The sequence below is a fragment of the Bartonella rhinolophi genome (genome assembly GCF_036576165.1).
GTDB lineage: Bacteria > Pseudomonadota > Alphaproteobacteria > Rhizobiales > Rhizobiaceae > Bartonella.
The window spans coordinates 290,918-314,464 of record NZ_JBAFWY010000001.1 but is presented as its reverse complement, the minus strand read 5'-3'; the positions used below and the strand labels follow the sequence as shown (position 1 = coordinate 314,464).

General features: G+C 35.2%; 22 protein-coding genes. 10 read left to right on the top strand and 12 right to left on the bottom strand.

Going from position 1 to position 23,547, the window contains the following annotated elements:
- Positions 1–36: 36 nt before the first annotated feature.
- Genes V5N67_RS01210 through rho form a run of 5 tightly spaced genes read right to left on the bottom strand, consistent with a single transcriptional unit; the run spans position 37 to position 6,008 of the window.
- Positions 37–834, bottom strand: a complete 798-nt coding sequence (locus V5N67_RS01210) for a ParA family protein (protein ID WP_332059960.1) — start codon at positions 832–834, stop codon at positions 37–39.
- Positions 831–1,487: a 16S rRNA (guanine(527)-N(7))-methyltransferase RsmG gene (gene rsmG, locus V5N67_RS01205; protein WP_332059958.1), complete on the bottom strand. Its 657-nt coding sequence runs from the start codon at positions 1,485–1,487 to the stop codon at positions 831–833. Before rsmG ends, V5N67_RS01210 begins: the two co-directional genes overlap by 4 nt.
- Positions 1,487–3,355: a tRNA uridine-5-carboxymethylaminomethyl(34) synthesis enzyme MnmG gene (gene mnmG, locus V5N67_RS01200; protein WP_332059957.1), complete on the bottom strand. Its 1,869-nt coding sequence runs from the start codon at positions 3,353–3,355 to the stop codon at positions 1,487–1,489. Before mnmG ends, rsmG begins: the two co-directional genes overlap by 1 nt.
- A 45-nt stretch (positions 3,356–3,400) precedes the next feature.
- Positions 3,401–4,708 carry a tRNA uridine-5-carboxymethylaminomethyl(34) synthesis GTPase MnmE gene (mnmE, locus tag V5N67_RS01195; RefSeq protein WP_332059956.1) on the bottom strand — a complete coding sequence of 436 codons (1,308 nt, stop codon included), beginning with the start codon at positions 4,706–4,708 and terminating at the stop codon, positions 3,401–3,403.
- Positions 4,709–4,742: 34 nt separating this feature from the next.
- Positions 4,743–6,008: a transcription termination factor Rho gene (gene rho, locus V5N67_RS01190; RefSeq protein ID WP_332059954.1), complete on the bottom strand. Its 1,266-nt coding sequence runs from the start codon at positions 6,006–6,008 to the stop codon at positions 4,743–4,745.
- A gap of 562 nt (positions 6,009–6,570) precedes the next feature.
- Here rho and V5N67_RS01185 point away from each other — a divergent pair.
- The 6 genes from V5N67_RS01185 (at position 6,571) to polA (ending at position 13,408) form a co-directional block, all read left to right on the top strand.
- Positions 6,571–7,395 (top strand): pyruvate, water dikinase regulatory protein, encoded by an 825-nt coding sequence (locus V5N67_RS01185; protein ID WP_332059953.1) that lies wholly within the window; start codon positions 6,571–6,573, stop codon positions 7,393–7,395.
- A 12-nt stretch (positions 7,396–7,407) separates the two neighbouring features.
- Positions 7,408–8,004: a Maf family nucleotide pyrophosphatase gene (locus V5N67_RS01180; RefSeq protein ID WP_332059951.1), complete on the top strand. Its 597-nt coding sequence runs from the start codon at positions 7,408–7,410 to the stop codon at positions 8,002–8,004.
- Positions 7,997–8,878 (top strand): shikimate dehydrogenase, encoded by an 882-nt coding sequence (locus V5N67_RS01175; protein WP_332059950.1) that lies wholly within the window; start codon positions 7,997–7,999, stop codon positions 8,876–8,878. The genes V5N67_RS01180 and V5N67_RS01175 overlap by 8 nt, the downstream gene beginning before the upstream one ends.
- Positions 8,875–9,462 (top strand): dephospho-CoA kinase, encoded by a 588-nt coding sequence (gene coaE, locus V5N67_RS01170; RefSeq protein ID WP_332059949.1) that lies wholly within the window; start codon positions 8,875–8,877, stop codon positions 9,460–9,462. The genes V5N67_RS01175 and coaE overlap by 4 nt, the downstream gene beginning before the upstream one ends.
- A gap of 4 nt (positions 9,463–9,466) precedes the next feature.
- Positions 9,467–10,177, top strand: coding sequence for a DNA polymerase III subunit epsilon (gene dnaQ, locus V5N67_RS01165; protein ID WP_332060294.1), 711 nt, complete (start codon positions 9,467–9,469; stop codon positions 10,175–10,177).
- 324 nt (positions 10,178–10,501) lie between these two features.
- The gene (gene polA / locus V5N67_RS01160; protein WP_332059947.1) at positions 10,502–13,408 is read left to right on the top strand and encodes a DNA polymerase I; all 2,907 of its coding nucleotides are present in this window, start codon (positions 10,502–10,504) and stop codon (positions 13,406–13,408) included.
- A 6-nt stretch (positions 13,409–13,414) separates the two neighbouring features.
- Here the strand turns inward: polA and V5N67_RS01155 are convergent, their stop codons facing one another.
- From V5N67_RS01155 to ihfB, 7 genes are all read right to left on the bottom strand, one after another.
- A complete protein-coding gene (locus V5N67_RS01155; RefSeq protein ID WP_332059946.1) occupies positions 13,415–14,281 on the bottom strand; it encodes an endonuclease/exonuclease/phosphatase family protein in 867 nt (288 codons plus the stop codon).
- Between the two features lie 113 nt (positions 14,282–14,394).
- Positions 14,395–15,168: a Bax inhibitor-1/YccA family protein gene (locus tag V5N67_RS01150; RefSeq protein WP_332059945.1), complete on the bottom strand. Its 774-nt coding sequence runs from the start codon at positions 15,166–15,168 to the stop codon at positions 14,395–14,397.
- Positions 15,169–15,724: 556 nt separating this feature from the next.
- On the bottom strand, positions 15,725–16,228 hold the full coding sequence (lspA, locus tag V5N67_RS01145) for a signal peptidase II (RefSeq protein WP_332059944.1): 504 nt from the start codon (positions 16,226–16,228) through the stop codon (positions 15,725–15,727).
- A complete protein-coding gene (locus V5N67_RS01140) occupies positions 16,225–17,073 on the bottom strand; it encodes a TrmH family RNA methyltransferase (RefSeq protein WP_332059943.1) in 849 nt (282 codons plus the stop codon). The genes lspA and V5N67_RS01140 overlap by 4 nt, the downstream gene beginning before the upstream one ends.
- Positions 17,074–17,075: 2 nt before the next feature.
- A complete protein-coding gene (locus V5N67_RS01135) occupies positions 17,076–18,008 on the bottom strand; it encodes a class I SAM-dependent methyltransferase (protein ID WP_332059941.1) in 933 nt (310 codons plus the stop codon).
- A 167-nt stretch (positions 18,009–18,175) separates the two neighbouring features.
- Positions 18,176–18,472, bottom strand: a complete 297-nt coding sequence (locus tag V5N67_RS01130; protein WP_332059940.1) for a LapA family protein — start codon at positions 18,470–18,472, stop codon at positions 18,176–18,178.
- Between the two features lie 8 nt (positions 18,473–18,480).
- Positions 18,481–18,759, bottom strand: coding sequence for an integration host factor subunit beta (ihfB, locus tag V5N67_RS01125; RefSeq protein ID WP_220716602.1), 279 nt, complete (start codon positions 18,757–18,759; stop codon positions 18,481–18,483).
- A 191-nt stretch (positions 18,760–18,950) separates the two neighbouring features.
- Here ihfB and lptC point away from each other — a divergent pair, with 191 nt between their 5' ends.
- The 4 genes from lptC to ptsN all read left to right on the top strand — a co-directional run bounded on the left by lptC (position 18,951) and on the right by ptsN (position 22,700).
- Positions 18,951–19,595 carry an LPS export ABC transporter periplasmic protein LptC gene (lptC, locus tag V5N67_RS01120; RefSeq protein ID WP_332059937.1) on the top strand — a complete coding sequence of 215 codons (645 nt, stop codon included), beginning with the start codon at positions 18,951–18,953 and terminating at the stop codon, positions 19,593–19,595.
- An 83-nt stretch (positions 19,596–19,678) separates the two neighbouring features.
- Positions 19,679–20,302 (top strand): LptA/OstA family protein, encoded by a 624-nt coding sequence (locus tag V5N67_RS01115; protein WP_332059935.1) that lies wholly within the window; start codon positions 19,679–19,681, stop codon positions 20,300–20,302.
- A gap of 7 nt (positions 20,303–20,309) precedes the next feature.
- Positions 20,310–21,104 carry an LPS export ABC transporter ATP-binding protein gene (gene lptB / locus V5N67_RS01110; RefSeq protein WP_332059934.1) on the top strand — a complete coding sequence of 265 codons (795 nt, stop codon included), beginning with the start codon at positions 20,310–20,312 and terminating at the stop codon, positions 21,102–21,104.
- 1,131 nt (positions 21,105–22,235) lie between these two features.
- Positions 22,236–22,700 carry a PTS IIA-like nitrogen regulatory protein PtsN gene (gene ptsN, locus V5N67_RS01105; protein ID WP_332059932.1) on the top strand — a complete coding sequence of 155 codons (465 nt, stop codon included), beginning with the start codon at positions 22,236–22,238 and terminating at the stop codon, positions 22,698–22,700.
- The last annotated feature ends 847 nt before the right edge of the window (positions 22,701–23,547 follow it).

Below are 23,547 nucleotides of genomic sequence, written 5' to 3'. Positions count from 1 at the left end.
GAATTTATTTTATAAAAATTGTTTTTTTTGCATTTTTTAAGCAGCAGCTCGTGCTTGCTTTTCACGTTGGATTACTTCTGATGCCAAACGCAAATAGGCTTGGCTACCAGCACATTTAAGATCATAAAGCAATACTGGTTTACCGAAAGATGGAGCTTCAGACACGCGTACATTCCGTGGAATAACTGTACGATAAACTTTATCTCCCATAAAAGAACGTACATCCTCAACAACTTGATTTGAAAGATTATTACGTCCATCATACATTGTTAAGACAATACCTTGAATTTCTAAAGATGGATTAAGAACGGACTGTACCTGTTTTACTGTTTCAAGCAATTGGCTTAAACCTTCAAGTGCTAAAAATTCACATTGCATAGGTACCAAAACAGAATCTGCAGCACCCATAGCATTAAGTGTTAAAAGATTAAGTGACGGAGGACAATCAATGAGAATATAATTGAATTTTTTATTCATTTTTGGATCATCACAGAAAGCTTTACGTAATCGTTGGATTCTATCTTCCGATGAAGCGATTTCCATTTCCACGCCTAAAAGATCAAGCGTAGAAGGTACAATATATAAATTAGGCACAGCTGTTGTCAAAGCTGCCTTTGTAATTGAAGTTCCTGAAACTATAACGTCATAAGATGATAATGGGCGACTATTACGATCAATTCCCAATCCTGTACTCGCATTACCTTGTGGATCAACATCCATAATAAGAACATTTTCACCAATGGCTGCTAAAGCTGTTGCAAGATTAATTGCCGTGGTTGTTTTTCCAACTCCACCTTTTTGGTTTGCAATAGCGATAATCCGTGTTTCGCTCATTTTGCTTTACCCTTTACATGATGAACATGAGAAATTTCCAAAATAACAGAATTCTCATCAATTTTACTCTTATGTTTTAACAGATCAAAGCGCCAATTGGCAGAGGCATTTTTTATTTCAGTAGAATAATCCCTACCTTTTTGCAAAAGAGCTATTGTTTTTTCTGTTAATAAAGGAAAAATAAGCTGCAAAAGTTTATCGAGCGAAGCTAATCCTCGCGCTGTTATAACATCTGGCTTAGCTATTTTTTTATATACATTTTCAATTCTACAATGATGAACTGTTGCTGGAAGATTAAGTTGAGCAATAACCGTTCGTAAAAAAGCTATTTTTTTTCCATTACTTTCAACCAAATCAATATGCCCTGTTTTTTTTTCTTTCATAAGAATAGCAATAACAATTGCAGGAAATCCTCCTCCTGACCCAAAATCACACCAGTGTAAAAAATTACTGTGCAAAGGGTAAATTTGTGCTGAATCTAAAATGTGACGTGTCCATAAAACTGATATTGTTGTGGAAGATATTAAATTAATATGCCTATTCCATTGTGTTATCAAAGATTCAAACTGTATTAAATTTTCTACCGTTTCACGTGAAACAGAAGGAACAATATCTAAAAGCATTTGATATTTTTTTTCTGTAGAAATATCCATTAAGCTATTTTAGCCTTTTCACGACGTTGACGTTGAATATAAGTGATAATAAGCGACAACGCTGCTGGCGTCATACCATCAATTTTTTGTGCATCAGCAATTGAACGTGGCGATATTTTTTGAATTTTTGTTTTTAACTCATTTGAAAGACCTGAAATTGCCTGAATATCAAGAGAAGAAGGAATTTCTAAACGTTCATCTCGCTGAAGAGCAGCAATGTCCTGCGCTTGTTTTTCTAAATAGACTGCGTATTGCGCTTCGATTTCTAAAGATTCAACTGTTTTAGAATCTATTGATTTTAATTCTGACCAAAAATACGAAAGACGCTCTATAGTTATATTAGGATAAGCAAGAAAATCATAAGCAGAACGCCGAATCCCATCGTGATTCACTTGCAATCCATGAGCAGATGCTTCATTAGGAGTTAAAAAAAGTTTTTGGCACATTGATCGTGCTTGATCAAGACGTTGCTGCTTTTTCTGATAACAATCCCAACGTGCTTTACTAATAATACCCCATTGCTGTGCCAAAGGTGTTAAACGAGTATCAGCATTATCAGATCGCAAAGACAAACGAAATTCAGCACGTGATGTAAACATTCGATAAGGTTCATAAACTCCACGTGAAATTAAATCATCTACCATAACACCAATATAAGCTGTAGAACGACTTATAATAACTTCATCTAATTTACCCACTTTACGTGCAGCATTCAACCCAGCCAAAAGTCCCTGTGCTGCTGCTTCTTCATATCCTGTTGTACCATTAATCTGACCCGCTAAAAACAACCCTGATAAAGAACGTAACTCTAAAGTTTTAGTAAGTTGTTGTGGGTTAACAAAATCATATTCAATAGCATAACCTGGTTGTAAAATTGTAACATTTTCCAACCCTTCAATAGTTTTTAATAAAGAAACCTGTACATCTTCAGGAAGGGAAGTAGAAAGACCGTTTGGATAAACCGTATCATCATTTAATCCTTCTGGTTCTAAAAAAATCTGATGTCCATCACGTTCTCCAAATTTAATAATTTTATCCTCGATTGAAGGACAATATCGTGGTCCTAATCCTTCAATATTTCCAGAATATAAAGCAGATCGATGAATATTTTCACGGATAATTTTATGTGTTTGTGCATTTGTACGTGTAATAGCACATTCAATTTGAGGCTGTTCAATTTTTTCTGTCAAGAGAGAAAAAGGAACAGGATCTTCATCAGCTTGCTGTTTTGGAAGTGCACTCCAATGAATCGTTTTTTTGCTAAGGCGAGCAGGAGTTCCTGTTTTTAATCGGCCAAGATCTATACCATATTTTTTTAGACGCTTAGCAAGTTGTACACTTGATTGTTCCCCCATACGCCCAGCAGGCCATGTTTTATCACCAATATGAATAAAACCATTCAAAAATGTACCTGTTGTTAAAACAACAGCACCAGAAAAAAGAGTTCCTTGTCTTTTTAAAAGAACACCTGAAACACAATTATCTTGAACAATTAGATCGACAGCTTCATCTTCAATGATAATGAGATTATCTTGTTCTTGTAAAAATTTTTGAATTGCTTTTTTATATAATTGTCGATCTGCTTGCGTACGCGGACCTCTTACTGCTGGTCCTTTACGTCGATTAAGAAGCCGAAATTGAATTCCGGCAGCATCTGCTGCTCTCCCCATAAGACCATCTAAGGCATCTATTTCACGAACAAGATGTCCTTTTCCAAGACCACCAATAGCAGGATTGCATGACATTGTCCCTAATGCTGATATTTTATGTGTAACAAGTGCTGTCCGTGCCCCAGCACGCGCTGAAGCTGAAGCAGCTTCGCAACCAGCATGACCACCCCCAATAACGACAACATCATATAATTGCATTTAATTCATTCCATATAAAATCGTTCTAATGTTTCACGTGAATCATTATTTGCCAATGCAAAATTCTGAAAAAATAACATCAAGTAAATCTTCAACATCTATATCTCCCGTAATTCTCCCAAGAAAATCACTCGCACGACGAAGATGTTCCGCCCGTAAGCTTAAATCAAGAAAATTATAATTTATAGAATTTTCAATCTCTTTAACAGCCTCTTTTAATAACTGAAGTTGTCTTTTACGTGCTGGGACAAGATTTCCAATGTCAGAAACACGACGAAGACAAAAAGATTCAAGTTCTTTGATAAAAGAATCAAAATTTAAGCCAGTTAATGCAGAAAATTGTATAAACCAATGTGTTTTATTCTCTTCATAAAGATCAAGTTTATTACCTACATGCCATATTTCAGCTGATGTTTTTGGCAAATCAATTTCTTTAGGGTTATTCATATCATAAACTAAAATAACCAAATCAGCATCCATAACATGCTGTTTTGCGACTTCTATTCCCAATTTTTCAACTTTGTTTTCTGTTTCTCTAAAACCAGCAGTATCTGTTAAAAAAACTGGTAAACCATTGAGAACAAGCCTAATTTCCAAAGCATCACGTGTTGTTCCTTCTTCTTCCATCACAATAGCAACAGGTCTTCCAGCCAAACGATTCATAATGCTTGATTTTCCAGAATTTGGAGCACCCACAATAACAACTTTTAACCCATCACGTAATATATTTGCACGTTCTCCTTCAGCAATATGTTCTCGAAGAGAATTCCAAAGTTTCTCTACATCTTTCCAAATTTTATCAGATACTGAATTTTCAACATCAGCTTCATCAGAAAAATCAAGCTCTGCTTCGATAAAAGCACGTGCTTTTATAAGTTTACGGCGCCAATCACGATAAAGTGTTGTTAAACGCCCACTTGTCCCCATAACTGCTAAACGTCGCTGACTCTCCGTTTCAGCCTCTATTAAATCAGCAAGACCTTCTGCTTGGACAAGATCTAATTTTCCTTCTCTAAACGCACGACGCGAAAACTCACCTGCCTCTGCAATACGACATCCAGTAAATGTAGATAATTCATCGAGGAAACGATTAACAACTGCTTTACCCCCATGTAAATGAAATTCTGCACAATCTTCTCCCGTAAAACTATGAGGAGCAGGAAAAAAAACAGTTAAAGCAGAATCCAAAAAACTACCATCACGAGCAGTAAGGTTTCCGTAGTGCATAAACCGCGCCTTAGGTAAACAACCACAAAGCGTTTTAACAATATTCACAACATGAGGACCAGAAAGTCGAATAACTGCAACCCCTGAAGGCAACAATCCACTCGAAACAGCAAAGATTGTATCCACAGGATTACCCCTAATTGAAAACCTTAATGTTTCTCTAAGTATTCATTGAATCAAAAAATTCACTATTATTTTTTGTTTGTTTTAATTTATCAATTAGAAATTCAATTGCATCTGTTACATTCATAGGTGCCAAAATACGACGAAGTACAAAAATTTTGTGCAAATCTTGTCGTGCTACTAAAAGCTCCTCTTTACGCGTTCCCGATTTCAAAATGTCCATAGCTGGGAAAATACGCTTATCAGCAACTTTACGATCAAGAACAATTTCTGAATTACCTGTTCCTTTAAATTCTTCAAAAATAACTTCATCCATACGGCTACCCGTATCAATTAAGGCTGTTGCAATAATAGTTAAAGAACCACCTTCTTCAATATTACGTGCTGCACCAAAAAAACGTTTTGGACGCTGTAAAGCATTCGCATCTACACCACCCGTCAAAACTTTACCTGATGAAGGAACAACTGTATTATATGCACGTCCAAGACGTGTAATAGAATCGAGAAGAATAACAACATCACGTCCATATTCAACCAAGCGTTTGGCTTTTTCAATAACCATTTCAGCAACTTGCACATGACGTATTGCTGGTTCATCAAAAGTAGAAGAAACCACCTCTCCTTTTACAGAACGCTGCATATCAGTTACCTCTTCTGGTCTTTCATCGATTAAAAGTACAATAAGGTAACATTCAGGATGGTTAGTAGTAATAGAATGAGCAATATTCTGTAATAAAACTGTTTTCCCCGTTCGAGGAGGTGCTACAATTAATCCTCTTTGACCTTTTCCCAATGGAGATATTAAATCAATCACCCGTGACGACATATCTCTTTCCATAGGATTTTGTATTTCCATTTGAAAGCGTTCATTTGAATAAAGGGGAGTAAGATTATCAAAATGAATTTTATAACGAATTTTTTCAGGATCTTCAAAATTGATTGTATTAATTTTCAGAAGAGCAAAATAACGTTCTCCTTCTTTTGGACTACGTATGGGACCTTCAATAGTATCTCCTGTTTTTAAAGAAAACGATTGAATTTGTGCAGGAGAAAGATAAATATCATCAGGTCCTGGAAGATAATTAGCATCAGCAGATCGTAAAAAACCGAATCCATCTTGTAAAACTTCAACAACTCCCTCTCCGATAATTTCTACATCTTGCGAAGCAAGCTTCTTTAAGATAGCAAACATTAATTCTTGTTTGCGCATTAGGGAAGCATTTTCGACTTCCAATGTTTCAGCAAAAGAGACAAGTTCAACGGGATTTTTACTTTTAAGTTCTTGTAGTTTCATTTCTTGCATGAAATATATTCTTCATTAAATGGGGAAATATTTTTGAGATTAAACTATGGAAAAACAAAGAAAAGAGCAGAATATTCCTATACAGCAACATTGTACACTTAACCTTCTTAAATCGCAAGTGTCATTCACACGAATTATCTTCGTCTAATAATTCAACAATCATATAAAAAAATCTTACGTAATATATCAATTTTAAAAAACATTAAAACAAAAATTATCTTCTAATTTAATAAAAAATTATTGCATTTAATTTTTTAGTTTTTCCAAAGTTTTTTGTATTAATAAATTTAGAAAAGTTAAGATTTTTCTTATTTAAGTCTGTGTTTAATGTGAATTATTATTTATACTTTATTTATCCTCAACTTTATCCACAAAAAGATGAAGAAAAAAATGAAGTATAGCTGTATCTTAGAGTTATTATCCCCATTTTTTCTTATAAGAGAAAGTTTTTTATACAATTATTGAATTTGTGCACAAATAAAGGGAAAAAACTCTTTAATTTTATCCTTATAAAAAAAGAACAGTGTATATACACATTTATTAACAAGGAGTTAAAATTTCTGTGACAAGAGAAAAAAAATCCTTTCACTTGCATATGCTTTCTGATGCAACGGGGGAAACATTAATCTCTGTTGGAAGAGCTGTAACATCACAATACACGATGTATCAGGCGACGGAACATATCTATCCAATGATTCGCAATAAAGTACAGTTGCAGAGAGCTCTTGATGAGATACAACAAGATCCCGGTATCGTCCTTTATACAATCATTGATAAAAAAAACAGACTTCTTCTTAAGAGAGAATGTGAAAAAATAGGAATTCCCTGTATTGATATATTACATCTTGTTTTGGATGCTTTTCAGTCTTACCTTGGGACACCAACAAATTTACGCGCTAGTGCACAACATGAACTTAATGCAGATTATTTTCGTCGTATTGAGGCGTTGGATTTTACAATAGAGCACGATGATGGGCAATCTCCTAGTAGTTTATTGGATGCAGATGTCATACTTGTGGGCATCTCAAGAACTTCTAAAACACCAACAAGCATCTATTTAGCAAATCGTGGAATCAAAACTGCTAATGTACCTCTTATCCCAGAGATTGATTTACCAGAAGCTCTGCTAGAGGCAAAAAATACTTTGATTATCGGTTTGATTGCTTCAGCTGAAAGAATTTCACACATTCGTCAAAATCGAGATTTGGGAAATGATTTTGCTATTGAAAGTTACACTGATCGTATCAGTATAGCTGAAGAGTTAACTTATGCAAAACGTATTTGTGAACGTTTTAACTGGCCTATAATTGATGTCACAAGACGTTCTATTGAAGAAACTGCTGCAGCAATATTTGAACTTTTGTCACGATTTCGTGAAGGAAAATGAAAGAAGAATCCCATGACAGCCAATATGTTAATATTAGCATCTCTTAGTTCTTATCGCGCACAATTGTTGAAAAAAGCAGGCTTAAGTTTTTTAATTGAAGGAGCTTCTTTTGATGAAAGAGAAGTAGAAAAAACAGTAAAGACAAAGAATCCTAAAGAAATAAGCTGTTTTCTTGCAAGTGCAAAAGCAAAAAATGTTTCCGATCGTTTTTCTGATGCCTTAGTCATTGGTTGTGATCAAGTACTTGATTTAGAAGGTGAGATTCTTCACAAAGTCACAAATAAGAGAGAGGCACATCAACGTTTAAGTGTTTTATCGGGAAAACCCCATTTTCTTCATACTGCAGTAGCTTTATTTCAAAATGGTCAAAAAATTTGGGTTGAAGTTTTCAGTGCTCATATGTTGGTACGTCCTCTCTCAGAAGAGTTTATTGAACGTTATTTAGCACGTGCCGGAACAGATCTTCTCAATAGTGTAGGGGTATATCAAATTGAAGGAGAAGGAATCCGTCTTTTTGAAAAAATTGACGGAGATTTTTTTACTATTGTTGGTTTACCTTTATTACCTTTATTAATTCAGTTACGTCATTTTGGATACATTAATGATTGATTTGATGATAAAGTATAAAAAGGCAACTTATCCATGTGCTTTTGTTGTAGGCTATCCTATTCATCATTCAAAATCGCCAAAAATTCATAATTTTTGGCTTAAACAATACGATTTACAGGGCGAATATTTGGCACAGGAAATAACATCTGAAGAATTTAGTAATTTTCTTGCGTCTATACAAAAAAGAGGTTTTTGTGGAGGGAATGTTACTTTACCCTATAAACAAGAAGCTTTTCATTTAGCAGATCATAAAGATGATGTGGCAACAATGATTGGAGCTGCTAATACACTATGGTATGAAGGGGACAAACTTTGTGCCACAAATAGTGATGCTTATGGCTTCAGTGCTAATCTTGACGATTCTGCTCCTGATTGGGTTGGAGAAACAGCTCTTGTTTTTGGTGCAGGTGGTGCTGCACGTGCTATTCTCTATGCCTTAAAAAAACGTGGTTTTGAACGTATTTGTTTACTTAATCGTACAAAACAGCGGGCGGATAATTTAGCCGAGTATTTTGGAAAACCCATTGAAGTACATGATTGGTATAATGCTTGTAAAATAGTTTGTCAGGCTGATTTAATTGTCAATACAACTTCTGTAGGTATGATAAATTCACATGAGAAGAAGAATGATTTTTTCTTTTTAGATTTTCATCAAATAAAGACGACAGCTTTAGTGACAGATATTGTTTACACTCCATTGATAACTCCTTTTTTAAAAAAAGCAAAAGCTTACGGCTTAAGGACGGTCGATGGGCTTGGTATGCTTTTACATCAAGCTGTTCCTGGTTTTGAACGATGGTTTGGAATAAGACCACAGGTAACAAAGGCTTTACGAGAAGAAATTTTAAAGGATATAGGCGAAAATAAGGAATGAAAATCATAGGGCTAACTGGATCTATCGCTATGGGAAAATCAACAGTTGCTGATTTTTTTAAACAAGCGGGTATTTCTGTTTTTAGCGCTGATGAAGCGGTACATAAACTTTATAATTGTGACCCAGCTTTATCTCTTATAAAATGTGTTTTTCCTAGTGTTATTGAAAATGGTAAAGTTAATCGTCTAAAACTTTCTAAAATTTTGATTAATGATAATGAAAAATTACAAACGCTAGAAAAGATGATTCATCCTTTGGTTCAGAAAAAAGAAAAAGAATTTATTGACACAGCGCGCCAACAAGGGAAAAAATTAGTCGTTCTTGAAATTCCACTCCTTTTTGAAACAAATGGTGAAAGTCGTGTGGATAGCGTGGTTGTTGTGTCTGCTCCACCAGCAATACAAAAAAAGCGTGCAATGATTCGTCCGAATATGAGTGAAAAAAAATTTTTATTTATCAATGCTAAACAAATGCCCGATAAAGAAAAACGAAAACGTGCCGATTTTATCATTGATACGGGAAAAGACTTAGAAGATACACGTAAACAAGTTTTTTTCGTGATAAAAAATTTGCTAAAGAATTAAAATGATGCGCGAAATTATTTTTGATACAGAAACAACGGGTTTGGATAAAGAAAAAGATCGTATAATCGAAATCGGTTGTGTAGAAATGGTTGATCGTTATCTTACAGGGCGCAGATTCCATGTTTATTTGAATCCGCAAGGCGTTATTATTCCTGATGAAGTTGTGAAAATCCATGGATTGACCAATGAACGTTTAAAGAATGAAAAAAGCTTTAGTGATATTGCCGATGCGTTTTTAGAATTTATCAATGGTGCAACAATGATTGCACATAATGCAAGTTTTGATATTGGTTTTCTTAATGCAGAATTAGAGCGGGCAAATAAGCCACTTATTAGTGTTGATAATATTCTTGATACATTGGCTATGGCACGGCGAAAGTTTCCTATGGGTCCTAATTCTCTTGATGTTTTATGCAAACGTTTTGGAATTGATAATAGCCATCGTGTTCTTCATGGAGCCTTGCTTGATGCGGAAATTCTCGCTGATGTTTATATTGAGTTAATTGGTGGAAAGCAGGGCGTATTTGGTTTTGATAACGATCATAGCACTGATGTGGATATTCAAAATAATAATAACGCTCTCTGTGCAGCTAAATCTCGCCCACAAACTCTATCTTCAAGGATAAGTGTACAAGATAAGATTATGCATGCCGATTTCATCAAAAGAATGGGTAAAAAAGCCCTCTGGAATTCTTTTAAAATCTATCAACAATAAAAAATTCTTTTACTTTCTTAAAAAAATTCTCAAGAAATTTTAAAAGATTTTATAAAAAATATGGTCGTTGTGGGGAGGGGAACACCACAACGACCATGTCGCTACATTGTACCTCAGCTATCATAGGAGGAGCAAAATGAAAGCTATTATATCCCGTAACAGCAAAGAAAAGCTCTAGGTACTGAATATAAAGCGTAACGACATTTTGTTTTATAAAACCAAAAAAATGGCTTTTTAGAGGCGTTTAAATAAATTTAAAAAATAAGATAAAAAAAATATATAAGAGTAAATTGTTTTTGGCTAAAATGGAGAAATGAAATTTTCATGAAAACAAAAGATCATCTTTTTTTGGTTGATGGATCGGGCTATATTTTTCGTGCTTATTATGCTTTGCCGCCTTTAAAGCGTAAAAAGGATGGGCTTCCTGTAGGAGCTGTTGCAGGTTTTTGCAATATGCTATGGAAACTGCTCTGTGATGCTCGCGATATAGATTCTGGCGCTGTTCCAACACATTTTGCTGTTATTTTTGATTATTCATCTGATACATTTCGTAAGCAAATTTATCCTCAATATAAAGCGAATCGCGCAGATCCTCCTGAAGATCTTATTCCTCAATTTTCCCTAATAAGACAAGCAACAAAGGCTTTTAATTTGCCTTGTATCGAAAAAAAAGGATTCGAGGCGGATGATTTAATTGCTACCTATGCACAATTGGCAACTAAGGCTGGAGCAAAAACAACCATTATTTCTTCTGATAAGGATCTTATGCAGTTAGTGGACACACATGTGTCTTTGTATGATGGAATGAAAGACAAATATATCGGTATTTCCGAAGTTATCGAAAAATGGGGTGTAACACCTGAAAAAATGGTTGATTTACAAGCTCTGACAGGAGATACAACAGATAATGTGCCAGGTATTCCAGGTATTGGTCCTAAAATCGCAGCTCAATTGCTGGAGCAATTTGGTTCTCTTGATCTTTTGTTGCAACGCGTTGCAGAAGTCAAGCAAACAAAACGACGCGAAAATATTCAAGCTTATAGTGAGCAGGCGAAAATTTCTCGTGAATTAGTTCGGCTTAAAAAAGATGTGCCTGTAGACAATGATTTAGATGATTTTATTTTGAAACCGCAAGATGGTCCACGTTTAATCACTTTTCTCAAAGCTATGGAATTTACGACACTAACGCGTCGTGTAGCAGAGGCAACAGCGTGTGATGCAGCAGCTATTGATGTGCTTGATATAAATGTTGAGTGGGAAAAATCTATAGATGAGCGTGATTCTCATATCAAGAAAGCTGATATAATATCTTCTCATGATTTTTCTGAAAATTCCCCACAATTATTGGCACAAAAACGTAGAGATCAAGTTCTGACCCAAAAAATTACAAGAGATGCTTATACGACTATTCTTGATGAAGAAATTTTAAAAAAGTGGTTGTTGGAAGCAGAAGAGCAGGGCTTTTTTGCTTTTGACACTGAGACAACGTCACTTGATCCTATGCAAGCAAAGCTTGTTGGCTTTTCATTGGCATTACAGCCAGAAAAAGCAGCCTATATACCACTAGAACATCTTGAGGGAGGAGATGATCTTTTAGGAGGGGGACGCATTGTCGGGCAAATTGAGACACAAAAGGCTTTGGCACTTTTAAAGCCGATATTAGAAAATCAAGCAGTGTTAAAGATTGGTCAAAATATAAAATATGATTGGTTGGTGATGAAGCAATACGATATTGTGATACGCTCCTTTGATGATACAATGCTTTTATCGTATAGCTTAGATGCTGGAACTTTAACACATAATATGGATGCTTTATCTGAGCGTTGGCTTGGACATAAGCCGATTGCTTACAAAGATTTAACATATAACGGAAAAAAGATTACTTCTTTTGCACAAGTGGATTTGAAACAGGCAACCCTTTATGCTGCGGAGGATGCTGATATAACGCTACGCTTGTGGCAAGTTTTGAAACCACAGCTTGTAGCTCAAGGGGTTACAAAAGTTTATGAACGTCTTGATCGCCCGTTGATAGAAGTTCTTGCAAGAATGGAAGAACGTGGGGTTCTCGTTGATAGGCAGATTTTATTGCGTCTTTCAGGAGAGTTGGCACAGGCTGCTTCTATTTTAGAAGAAGAAATTTATCAGCTAGCTGGTGAGAAATTTAATATTGCTTCACCAAAGCAATTGGGTGATATCCTTTTTGGTAAAATGGGACTGCTGGGAGGTACTAAGACAAAGAGTGGGCAGTGGTCAACTTCTGTGCAGACTTTAGAGGAGTTGGCTGCTGAAGATCATATTTTGCCGCGTAAAATTATTGATTGGCGTCAACTTGCAAAATTAAAATCCACATATGCAGATGCTTTGCCTTCTTATATTTTGTCAAAAACAGGGCGTGTTCACACGAATTATTCTTTAGCAACGACATCAACAGGGCGGTTATCGTCATCTGAGCCTAATTTACAAAATATTCCAGTACGAACTGCCGAAGGACGTAAAATCCGAACAGCTTTTATTGCTCCAAAAGGGCATGTACTGCTATCGGCTGATTATAGTCAGATTGAATTGCGTATTCTTGCGCATATTGCTGATATTACAGCGTTAAAAGAAGCTTTTGCACAAGGTCAGGATATTCACGCTATAACTGCATCGCAAATGTTTGGAGTTGCGATAGAGGAAATGCGTTCAGATATACGACGACGTGCAAAGGCAATTAATTTTGGCATTATTTACGGTATTTCAGCTTTTGGATTAGCTAATCAATTAGGTCTTTCACGGCAAGAAGCGAGCCGCTATATTCAACTTTATTTTGAGAGGTTTCCAGGAATTAAAGACTATATGGAAACAACAAAAATATTTGCACGACAAAATGGTTATGTAGAGACTATTTTTGGACGTCGTATCCATTATCCAGAGATAAAAGCGGCTAATTTACAAGTTCGTGCTTTTAATGAGCGGGCTGCTATCAATGCACCGATTCAAGGGTCAGCAGCGGATATTATTCGTCGTGCTATGATTCAAATGGAAGATGCTTTGGAAAAAGAAAAACTTTCAGCAAAAATGTTGTTACAGGTGCATGATGAACTGATTTTTGAGGTACCAGAAGACGAGAGTGAGAAAACTATGGCTCTTGTTAAAAAGGTTATGGAGAATGCAACAATGCCGGTACTCTCTTTGTCAGTACCACTTGAAGTAAAAGTAATGGCTGCTCAAAATTGGGATGAGGCACATTAGTTTGTTTCAATTATTTTTTTTAAGAATAGTCATTGCATTGGCAAGGTCAAGATAAGCTTTAATAGGTAAATGGTCTGATGCAATGCGTGCAAGTGGTGAATGATGATTTTCGATATTTGTTACCAACTGATGGGGAAAAGCAAAAATTCTATCAAGAGCAAGAAAGGGGAAGCGAGAGGGGAAGCTTGGTACAGTTCCAAGAGTTTTATCAAAATAGGGAGACAAATGATTTAAAGATGAGCCTTTTCCTCTCCGCCATTCATTAAAATCCCCAATAAGTAGTGTGGGCATAAGGGGACGTTTTTGTAAAAGCGCAAGAAGCATTTTTATTTGCTGATTACGAGAATGGCGTAATAAACCAAAATGGGTGGCAACAACACGAATAAGGCCAGTTTTCATTTTCAACTCTACAATCACTGCGCCACGTGGCTCGATACCAGGAAGAGTAATTTGTAATATATCATGTACATGTCCTTGCCGCAAAAAAAGAGCGTTACCATGCCAACCATGACCATGAGGAGACATAGTATTCAGAGGAATTGGAATTAAACCCGTTTCTGCTTTTAATAATTGAAGATCAATTAAACCAACACGTTCACCAAAACGCTTGTCTGCTTCTTGAATGGCAAGAATATCAACTTGCAGCTCAGTAATAACACGTACAATACGCGTAGGATTAAAAATTTTATCAACACCTATGCATTTGTGGACATTATAGGAAGCGACAGTAAGATCATAATTATTGTTTTGGTTGATTATGTTTGTTTGATGATTGGAACGTTTGTGTATGGCATTTAAAAGAGGGCTTTGGATTTTTTTCTGGATAAATGCAGTTAACCAAGGAAATTTTTGCTTATAGGGTTTCTTGATCATCTAGTATATATAGTGTGCCAAAAGGGTAAAAGAGAGACGCTTGCGTTAAAAAATAAAAAAACCTTGTTTCTTGAGGGAAACAAGGTTTTAAAATTAAACGATGATTGTTGCAATCAATCACGGTTTGAGCCAAGAAATTGTAACAAAAAGACAAACATATTGATAAAATCAAGATAAAGATTCAATGCACCCATAATAATCTTACGACCCCGAGTGTCATTTGCGTCTCCTTCATAATACATCAATTTTATATTCTGTGTGTTGTAAGCTGTCAGACCAGCAAAAACAAGAACACCGATTATTGAGATAGCAAATTGTAAAGCGCTTGACCCAAGAAAGATATTAACAATCATAGAAAACATCAAACCAATCAAACCGATGAAAAGGAATGATCCCATAGCTGTGAGATCGCGCTTTGTCGTATAACCATAAAGTGATAGAGCACCAAAAGCTGCAGAGGTAATGACAAATGTTTGCACAATACTTTCTGTTGTATAACGCAAAATGATCGAGGACAGCGAAAGTCCGACGAGGGTTGCATAACCAAAAAAGAGACTGCGAGCTGCACTTGTACTCAGTGTATTAATTTTGAAACTGAGGAATAATACCGCTACAAGCGGTGCAAACATAACGACATAGGAGAATGGCGATGTGTAAAATGTTACTCCGAATGAAGTTAAGTAAACACTGTTGCTGATTTGAGCGACTGCTTGGCTCATATCTGTTGTTGTTGCTAATGACGCAACTACATAAGCGGCAGCAGCTGTAATAAGCAAACCAATGGCCATTGTATTATAGACGCCCAGCATATAGCTGCGCAGTCCTTGGTCAACTGATGCATCAGCATGAGAAACAGATGCCGAACGTAAATTTTTAAAATCAGCCATAATATAAAATCCTTTAGTATATGTTCTGTCAGCTATTGGATTAAAAGGGATCTGCATCTTTATACAGAAAGCTTTTATTTGGCAAATACAAATCAGCTTAAAGTACCGATGACTGACAGATACTTTTCTTTATTATGGGGATTTATTAAAAAATTACAAGAGACTTTTGTTAAGAGAAAAGCTTACAAATTGGTAACGAAAGAATTCATTTTTATCAAAAATGTTAAGCTATTTTAGAAAAAATTTGTGCGAAATAAAGAATTAAAATGCAAAATTTGCTCTCCTTTTAACGTGTAAGTAAAAAAACACACAAAGAAGGATAAAAATGAAGTTGAGGCAAGGGTAAGAATGAAATTGAGAAAAAAATGAGTAGAGAAACATTCCACCATAATAACTGTAGCACCTTTAAAAGTGATGCTGAGAATTAAGAGAATTGAAGAAATGCTGTTTTCTAAACAAAAATTATTACGAAAAATGTAAAGAAAGAATCTCTAAAAAAATGGGTATGAAATATGTTTATATGAAGTGCGAATATCTAAGGCGAATCAACAGGTACTTATTTAGAAGATGTACGATTTGAATGACGTTTTTCTTTAATCCAGATAAGTATCTCTTCAATAAGAAGAGCAATAACACCGAAGGTGATAAAAGTATCTGCAAGATTGAAAATAGCAAAATAAAAGATATCATCAATATAAAATAGTATAAAATCAATAACATAGTGAAAACGGATACGATCGATAAGATTGCCGATTGCTCCGCCAATGATAAGGGTGAGACCAAAGCGCGATAAATATCTGCTATCTTTAGTGTTGTTCCACAGACATAAAAGAAAAAAAATAATGATAAGTGTGAGGGCAATGAGTCCCCAGTGAGAAAAGGAAGAAAAAAACGAAAATGCAATACCAGAATTATGCACGTGATAGAGGGAAAGGAAGGGGAGAAGCGGGATCTCTGTTTCTAGAAATATATTATGCATCACCCAATATTTAGCTGTTTGATCAATCCCTACTATAAAAATTAAACCAAGAAGAAAAAAAGAGAATGATTTGTGTGTCATATTCCGTCATCACATGCTTCTAGTGTTAGATAAGAGCGGCGAATTTCATAAAGCATAATCGCTGTTGCTACTGCCAGATTAAGCGAATCAGCACGCCCACTTTGAGGGATGCGTGCGAGTTTATCACAGCGATTTGCAAGAATGTCTGGTAAACCTTGTTTTTCATTGCCCATTAATAGTATAATAGGACCATTTTTGAAATCGATTTTACGATAATCGACAGCTCCTTTGAGATGCGTCCCAATGATCGTACCTTTAAAGTGTGCAGACCAGTCTAAAAAGGCGCTTTCATCAAAACGATAAAGTGGTATGGAAAAAATTGATCCCATTGTTGCACGTACTGCTTCAGGTGAGAAAGGATCTGTTGTTTCACCGATTAAAATAACACCTTTAGCTCCAACGGCATCAGCAGTACGGATAATAGTACCAAGATTTCCTGGATCACGCACCCGATCAAGCGCGATATAAACATCTTCTATCCGTTCTTTTATCATTTCAAATGAGTGCCATTGTTGCTTGAAAATACCAATAACTGTTTGTGGGTTATCGCGACGAGTGATAGATTCCATGACTTTTTGTGAGGCTTTAATGACGAAACCACCATTGGCTACAGTGCGTGCAGCGGTGTTTTCGATAGCAGCATTACCAATTTTGCTTTTGGAAAAAATAAGTGTTTGTATCGTCCAACCCAGATTTAAGGCATCAATCACCAATTTAAGTCCTTCTGCCATAAAAAGACCTTCTCTATTTCGATTTTTCTTTTGGCTGAGTGCTTTAAGATCTTTAATAATGGGGTTACTAAGGGAGGTGATTTCTTTGACCTTACCGATTTTTGGTATACACATATTCAGGCAGTCCAACGGCTAAAAAGAGAAGTAGAAAGGGCGCGTCCAGCAGTTTCTTCGCGCAAGATTAGTTCTCCTGATTCAACTGTGCCACCAAAATTTATAAATTCATCACGCATCAGAGTATGAAGTGTGTAAAAGGAGGCACGAATAGAATAAGCTGTGAGTATAATAGCGAGAGGCTTGTCGGATAAAAGCTTGCGACAATTCGTGATCATTGCTGGTAAATGATCAAAAAGTTGCCAAACTTCACCATGAGGTCCCCGCCCATATGCAGGAGGATCAAGAAGAATTATATCATAGCTTTTTTGACGGCGCAATTCGCGTTCGACAAATTTTACTGCATCATCGCAAATCCAGCGAATAGAGCGATTTGATAATCCAGCTATTTCTTGATTGATTTTTGCCCAAGCAATAGCTTTTTTAGAAGCATCAACGTGAGTAACATTTGCACCTGCGCGTGCTCCAATCAAAGAGGCAATACCTGTGTAACCAAAAAGATTTAATAATTTGACTGGACGTGTGGTTTTAACAATTTGCTCTTCCATTGAGCGCCAATGCGCATCTTGTTCAGGAAAAACACCTACATGACGAAAAGAAGTGAAACGACCTAGAAAGGATAGTCCGTTCCAAGAAAGAGGCCACGTTTCACTAAGTTGCTTTTTAGGAAAATACCAACGACCAACACCTTCTTCATCTCGGTTGCCTGTGAAAACGGCATCAACGTTAGCCCAATGTTTTTGTGATAAAGCTGGTTTCCATAGTGCTTGACCTTCTGGTCGAATAATACGGTAAGCTCCATAACGTTCCAACTTTTTCCCATTACCAGAGTCTATGAGAGCATAATCTGCACTCACACCTGTTTCTAAAATAAGAGGCAATTTTTCCTGCGGATACATATCGCTGTGGCGTGGTTGAAAGCATTGTGCAGGCATATTCAGTTTCATTATACAGTCATTAAAAATTTACATTAAAAGGCGATTAAATTTTCGTAATAATACAAAAATTTGAAATCGATTAAAATATGTATAAATGAGAGAAAAATTACTTTTAATATTGATTAAAACACAATTAAAGGCAAGATGCCACTCAAACGCCATTATTATATCATATCAGCGATAGATATTTTTAATTTTTCGAGCTCGGCTTTGCTTTCTTTAAGAGCTTTTCTGCATTTATGGCATGCAAACCAATTGATTACGCTTCCTAAGAGAATACCTAGACCGAAAAAAATAAAAAGCCATATAAACAAAGGAGCTTGATAAGTAAAACTTTCAGAGTTTGTTCGAAAAGGATCAAGCGTTAAAGTAACTATTTGACGGTTAGCTATGATAAAGGCAATCAAAAGAACTGTGGGGGGCACCAAAATGATTGCTAAAAGGATACGTTTGGCAGTCATAAGTTTACTCATTGATTAAGTCTATCACGCAAGTCTTTGCCAGTTTTGAAAAAAGGAATCCATTTTTCTTCGACGGCAACAGCTTCACCTGTTCGTGGATTACGACCGTTACGTGCTGAGCGGCTTTTGACAGAAAAAGCTCCAAAACCACGAAGTTCAACGCGATTTCCGTTAGCGAGTGCTGCTGAAATTTCTTCAAAAATAGCATTGACGATATTTTCCACATCACGTTGAAAAAGGTGTGGGTTATGCCGAGCAATGATTTGTACAAGTTCTGATTTAACCAAAATGACCTCTCTTTCATACAAAAAAGATTTTTTGCAATTGTGCACTTTATGTCCACACATTACATATATAAACGAGTGCAAGAAAAATAAAACCAAGAAAAAACAAATTGCAACAAACAAAATTTGAAAATACCCTTTATAGAGGCTATACAGATTGAGAAGCATGAAATATTTAAAATATTAGGGTAGTTATGGTCACACACAATCATTGTGAAGTCTTTTCAACAAAATCATCTTTTGGTGATATTTTAAAAAAAACGTATCGTCATTCACGCCGCATTAGCATATTAAAGGTTTTTTTACCTCTCTTAGCATTTGCTACGGCATTGGTTTTTTGCTGGTTTACGTTTTTTTTTGCTCCAGATATTTCTGATCCTGTGATCTTGAATAATGAAGAAGATGGGATAATGAAATTGACAATGCTTAATCCAAAATTAGAAGGCTATACAAGTTCTCATGAACCTTATTGGATCAAAGCGGAAAAGGCATTTCAAGATTATACACGTTCTGGGATTGTAGGACTTCAAAATATTACAGCTGAGGCGTTTGTGGGCAAAAAGGGACGGGTTTTCCTTGATGCGCAAGGGGGGATTTATGATAATATTAATGGTCGTTTACAATTAGATAAACCATTCACGATTACAACAAATGATGGAATGGTTGCACAATTTATGGAAGCAGATATTAGTTTATCTGATGGGCAATTAAGTACAAATAAACGTGTCAATATTCAGAGTGCGGGCTTGCATCTTGTAGCAAATGCTTTGCAAATTCGGGAAAAAAAACAAATCATGTATTTTCAAGGTGGTGTGCATTTAGTCATTGATAAGCAATAAAAGAGTACTAATACGAACTTAGATGATCTTTATGAAAGAGAATTATATGTACGTGTGAACAAAAGAATTAAGAGTTGAGTGAAATGAAGCCAAAAACATCATACGGAAAATGGAGAGTCATATATTTGGCTTTTAGTTATTTGGCTTTTAGTATGGGAATATTAGGGCTTGGAGCAGTTTATGGATATGCTGAAGAAGCGCATTTGGGAATTAATCTCTCAAACAAAAAAGAGCCAGTAGAACTTTATGCAGATTCTTTAGAAATACGCGATAAGGAGGGAATGGCTCTCTTTGATGGTAATGTATCAGTGGTTCAGGGAAACCGTCTCCTGCGAACATCGAAATTAGTTGTTTACTATGATAAGGCGCATAAAGTAACGGATAAGGATCAAGCCAATACAAAAATATTATCACCTATAAGGTTCGGTTCAACGGGTGTTCAAAAGATGGAAGCTTTAGGAAAGGTTTATATAAAAATAGCTACGCAAATCGCTACGGGTGATAAAGGTATTTTTGATGTAAAATCAAATATGATGACTTTGATAGGTAATAACGTTGTATTAATCGATGGTGATAATGTAGCAACAGGGTGCAAATTGATAGCAGATATGAAAACTGGAAAAATTTTGCTTGAAGGCTGTGAAACGCCTGAAAAAAAAGGTCGCGTTTCAATCATTTTAAAACAAAATCAAAAGAACGACCATTAAGATTTTTATGTTTGGAATCAAGAGAAAAAAACAGACGGCTGGGTGTGATTTTGCAGATGAAGCTTTAAAAGAGCCTTTAAAAAGAACTTTGATTGCGCATCATTTGATTAAAGTTTACCGAAAAAGACAAGTTGTTAATGGTGTTTCTTTCGGTATTCGTACGGGAGAAGCTGTTGGTATTTTAGGTCCCAATGGTGCTGGTAAAACGACCTGTTTTTATATGGTTACAGGTCTTGTTAAATCTGATGGGGGATCAATAAAAATTGATGGATTTGATATCACCCATTTACCGATGTATCGGCGTGCTCGTTTAGGTATTGGGTATCTTCCGCAGGAAGCCTCTATTTTTCGCGGACTTTCAGTAGAAAATAATATTAAAGCTGTTTTGGAGGTAATCGAAAAAGACCGACATAAACGACGTGAAGAATTAGATGCGCTTTTACATGAATTTAAAATTGATCATTTACGCAAAATACCTGCTATTTCTTTGTCAGGGGGGGAACGTCGGCGCCTTGAAATCGCGCGCGCTTTAGCTTCTCGTCCCAATTTTCTTTTGCTTGATGAACCGTTTGCAGGAATTGACCCTATTGCCATTTGTGATATTCAACAACTTATTCGTCATTTAACTCAACGTGGTATTGGTGTTTTGATAACTGATCATAATGTGCGTGAGACGTTAGGCCTTGTCGACCGTGCTTATATTATTCATGCAGGGCAAGTGTTAATTCATGGCTGTCCTAACGATATCATCAATAATGCTGATGTGCGAAAAATTTATTTAGGAAATCAGTTTTCTCTCTGATTTTACAGCTTTTATGAATTTTCATTCAAATTTAAGCAGATTGATATTTGTAAGTACAAACATTATTCTTCTGTATAGTAAATAACCAATCTCATTTTGCAAATTCTCATTGAACTTTATTTTGATCCTCAAAATAGGTGTTGTCGATATGCGTTGCCATTGTGTGATAAGGAATTCTATTGGTGCAGGGTAAAGTTTGTGATTATTTTGGAAAAATAGGGAAAGTAAGGATATTTGTAAGCTCAGATATATAATCAGATTTTTTATGATCATTACATTCATTGCGTTATTTTTAACAAATTCCTTATTTGTGCCAAAACTTCTTTTATGACTACAATTTTAAATTAAGCTTTTGCTGAATGATGAGAAAAAAGCTTCATCACAAGATAAGGTAGTTTTATTGCTTTTGCAGTTTGATTTTCTTTAAATTGTATCATGGAAAAGGTATCGCTAGATTCACTTTATGATAAATAATAAATAAGATTGTGAATAAAACTGTATTTCTGGAAGGTATATGAAGAGTGAAAATAGTTCTCTCTATTAAATCAAACAATATATAGATGACACTGTTGTTGATATTCCGTGGTTTATTACAGCTGTTAAATGTGTTCATACTACTTTTTATTACATTATGAATTTAAAAACTATTGCATTATCGTAAATATTAAGCCAGATTTACGGACTATTTTTAAGATATCCATTAAATGTATTAGAGACTGTTTGAGTCATGGTAGTTTGGTGTTCTAAGTTGCACAGTAATTATCAAAATAAAGTACTGTTTTTTTATATAGGTATGCTTTTCGTATTACGCAGACCAATTCTTGAAAGGGAATATCTAACGAAGAGTTGTATACCAATTGTTATGACTGAAAGGTCGATGAATTTATGAATAGTGGCTATTACTGATATTATAGTGGACTTAGATTTTGTGAATAATTCCATTTCCTTTTTTCATTCTGTTAATTAAAAGCTGAATACTATTTATCGCTGAGTTGGTAGTAATATAAGGTGAATTGAATCGTCATCTATTGTGAATTGAAAAATGGATATACATACAGTGAAGTTAAGGTAATCAATACCACTTACTGGTTTGTGGATGAGCATTTGAGTATGCAAAAGGAAAATGAAGGTATGAATTTGAGTGAGTTAATTGCACCGGAAGCAATTATTCCGGCTCTTAGAGCGAATTCGAAAAAACAAGTTTTGCAAATTTTAGCTGAAAAAGCAGCCGATCTAACAGGTCTTAATGAGCGTGTAATTTTTGATGTTGTTTTACAACGTGAAAAATTAGGATCAACGGGTTTAGGTGGTGGTATTGCTATTCCTCATGGAAAATTACCTGATATTAATAAAATTATTGGTATATTCGCTCGCCTTGAAATTCCAGTTGATTTTGAAGCTCTCGATGATGAACCGATTGATCTCGTTTTTTTACTTTTGGCACCTGAAAATGCTGGTGCAGATCACTTAAAAGCTTTGTCACAGATTGCGCGTGTTTTGCGTCATTCTGATGTTGTTCAGAAATTGCGTAATACACATGATGCTAATGTACTTTATACGTTACTGATTCAAAATTCAGCGTCAAATGCAGCTTAAAAAATTATGATATGTGTGCATTGCGGTCATTAAATTCACAGTGGAATAGAAAATGGTATAATCTACGCTTGAAAAGAGTACTTGCTTTAAAGAATTGAAGATAGAGCAAGTTACTGATTTCCTTTAAGTTATTTTTATTTTTCATACTAGAATCACTCGTTGTCGCGATTTTAGATCTTTGCTTGGATTATTCATTCATAAATTTCTGTTTCTCAATCGGGTGTTTGATGCATTTCTTTGTAATGAATGTTTAAGCATCAAAATATATAATAATTTTCTCCGTATAAGAATGGTGAGCATTCATATCTACCAAAGTAGGAAAATTTAAAAATTATATGTACTGGTTGGTGCAGACGTTTTTTAAAATATTTCAGAGCCAATATGCCAGTAATGTTTGGTACTTTTTTGCAAAATAACTTTGAAATAGTTTGAGAATATTGTGCGGTAATATAGAAAGGTATTTAAATACTGGCAAATAGCATTGAATGAAAAGTAAGGTGTTTTACGATTTTTACTGCTACAAACAGGTTGTGTCTATTCAATTGATTGATAATCTTTAAATGGGAATGAAATTTTACGCGTTCTTTGATAGATATTTCTCTAAATTTTTATATCAAATTGTTTATGGTACGGCAAGGTAGTTTGCTTTTTAACAGATTGGTAATGTATTATACTTTATTTATTTTGAAATCCAATTGCTTAAAGGGATAATTTTTTATACAAAAAGCGGAATTAATAAAGTGAGATCAAAATATTGTTTTTTAAAAAATCCAACTATTGAGTAAGAAAATTCATGTTTTAGTAACAATTAAAGGGTCAAAATTAAACATAAAGACTTGTTCTGATG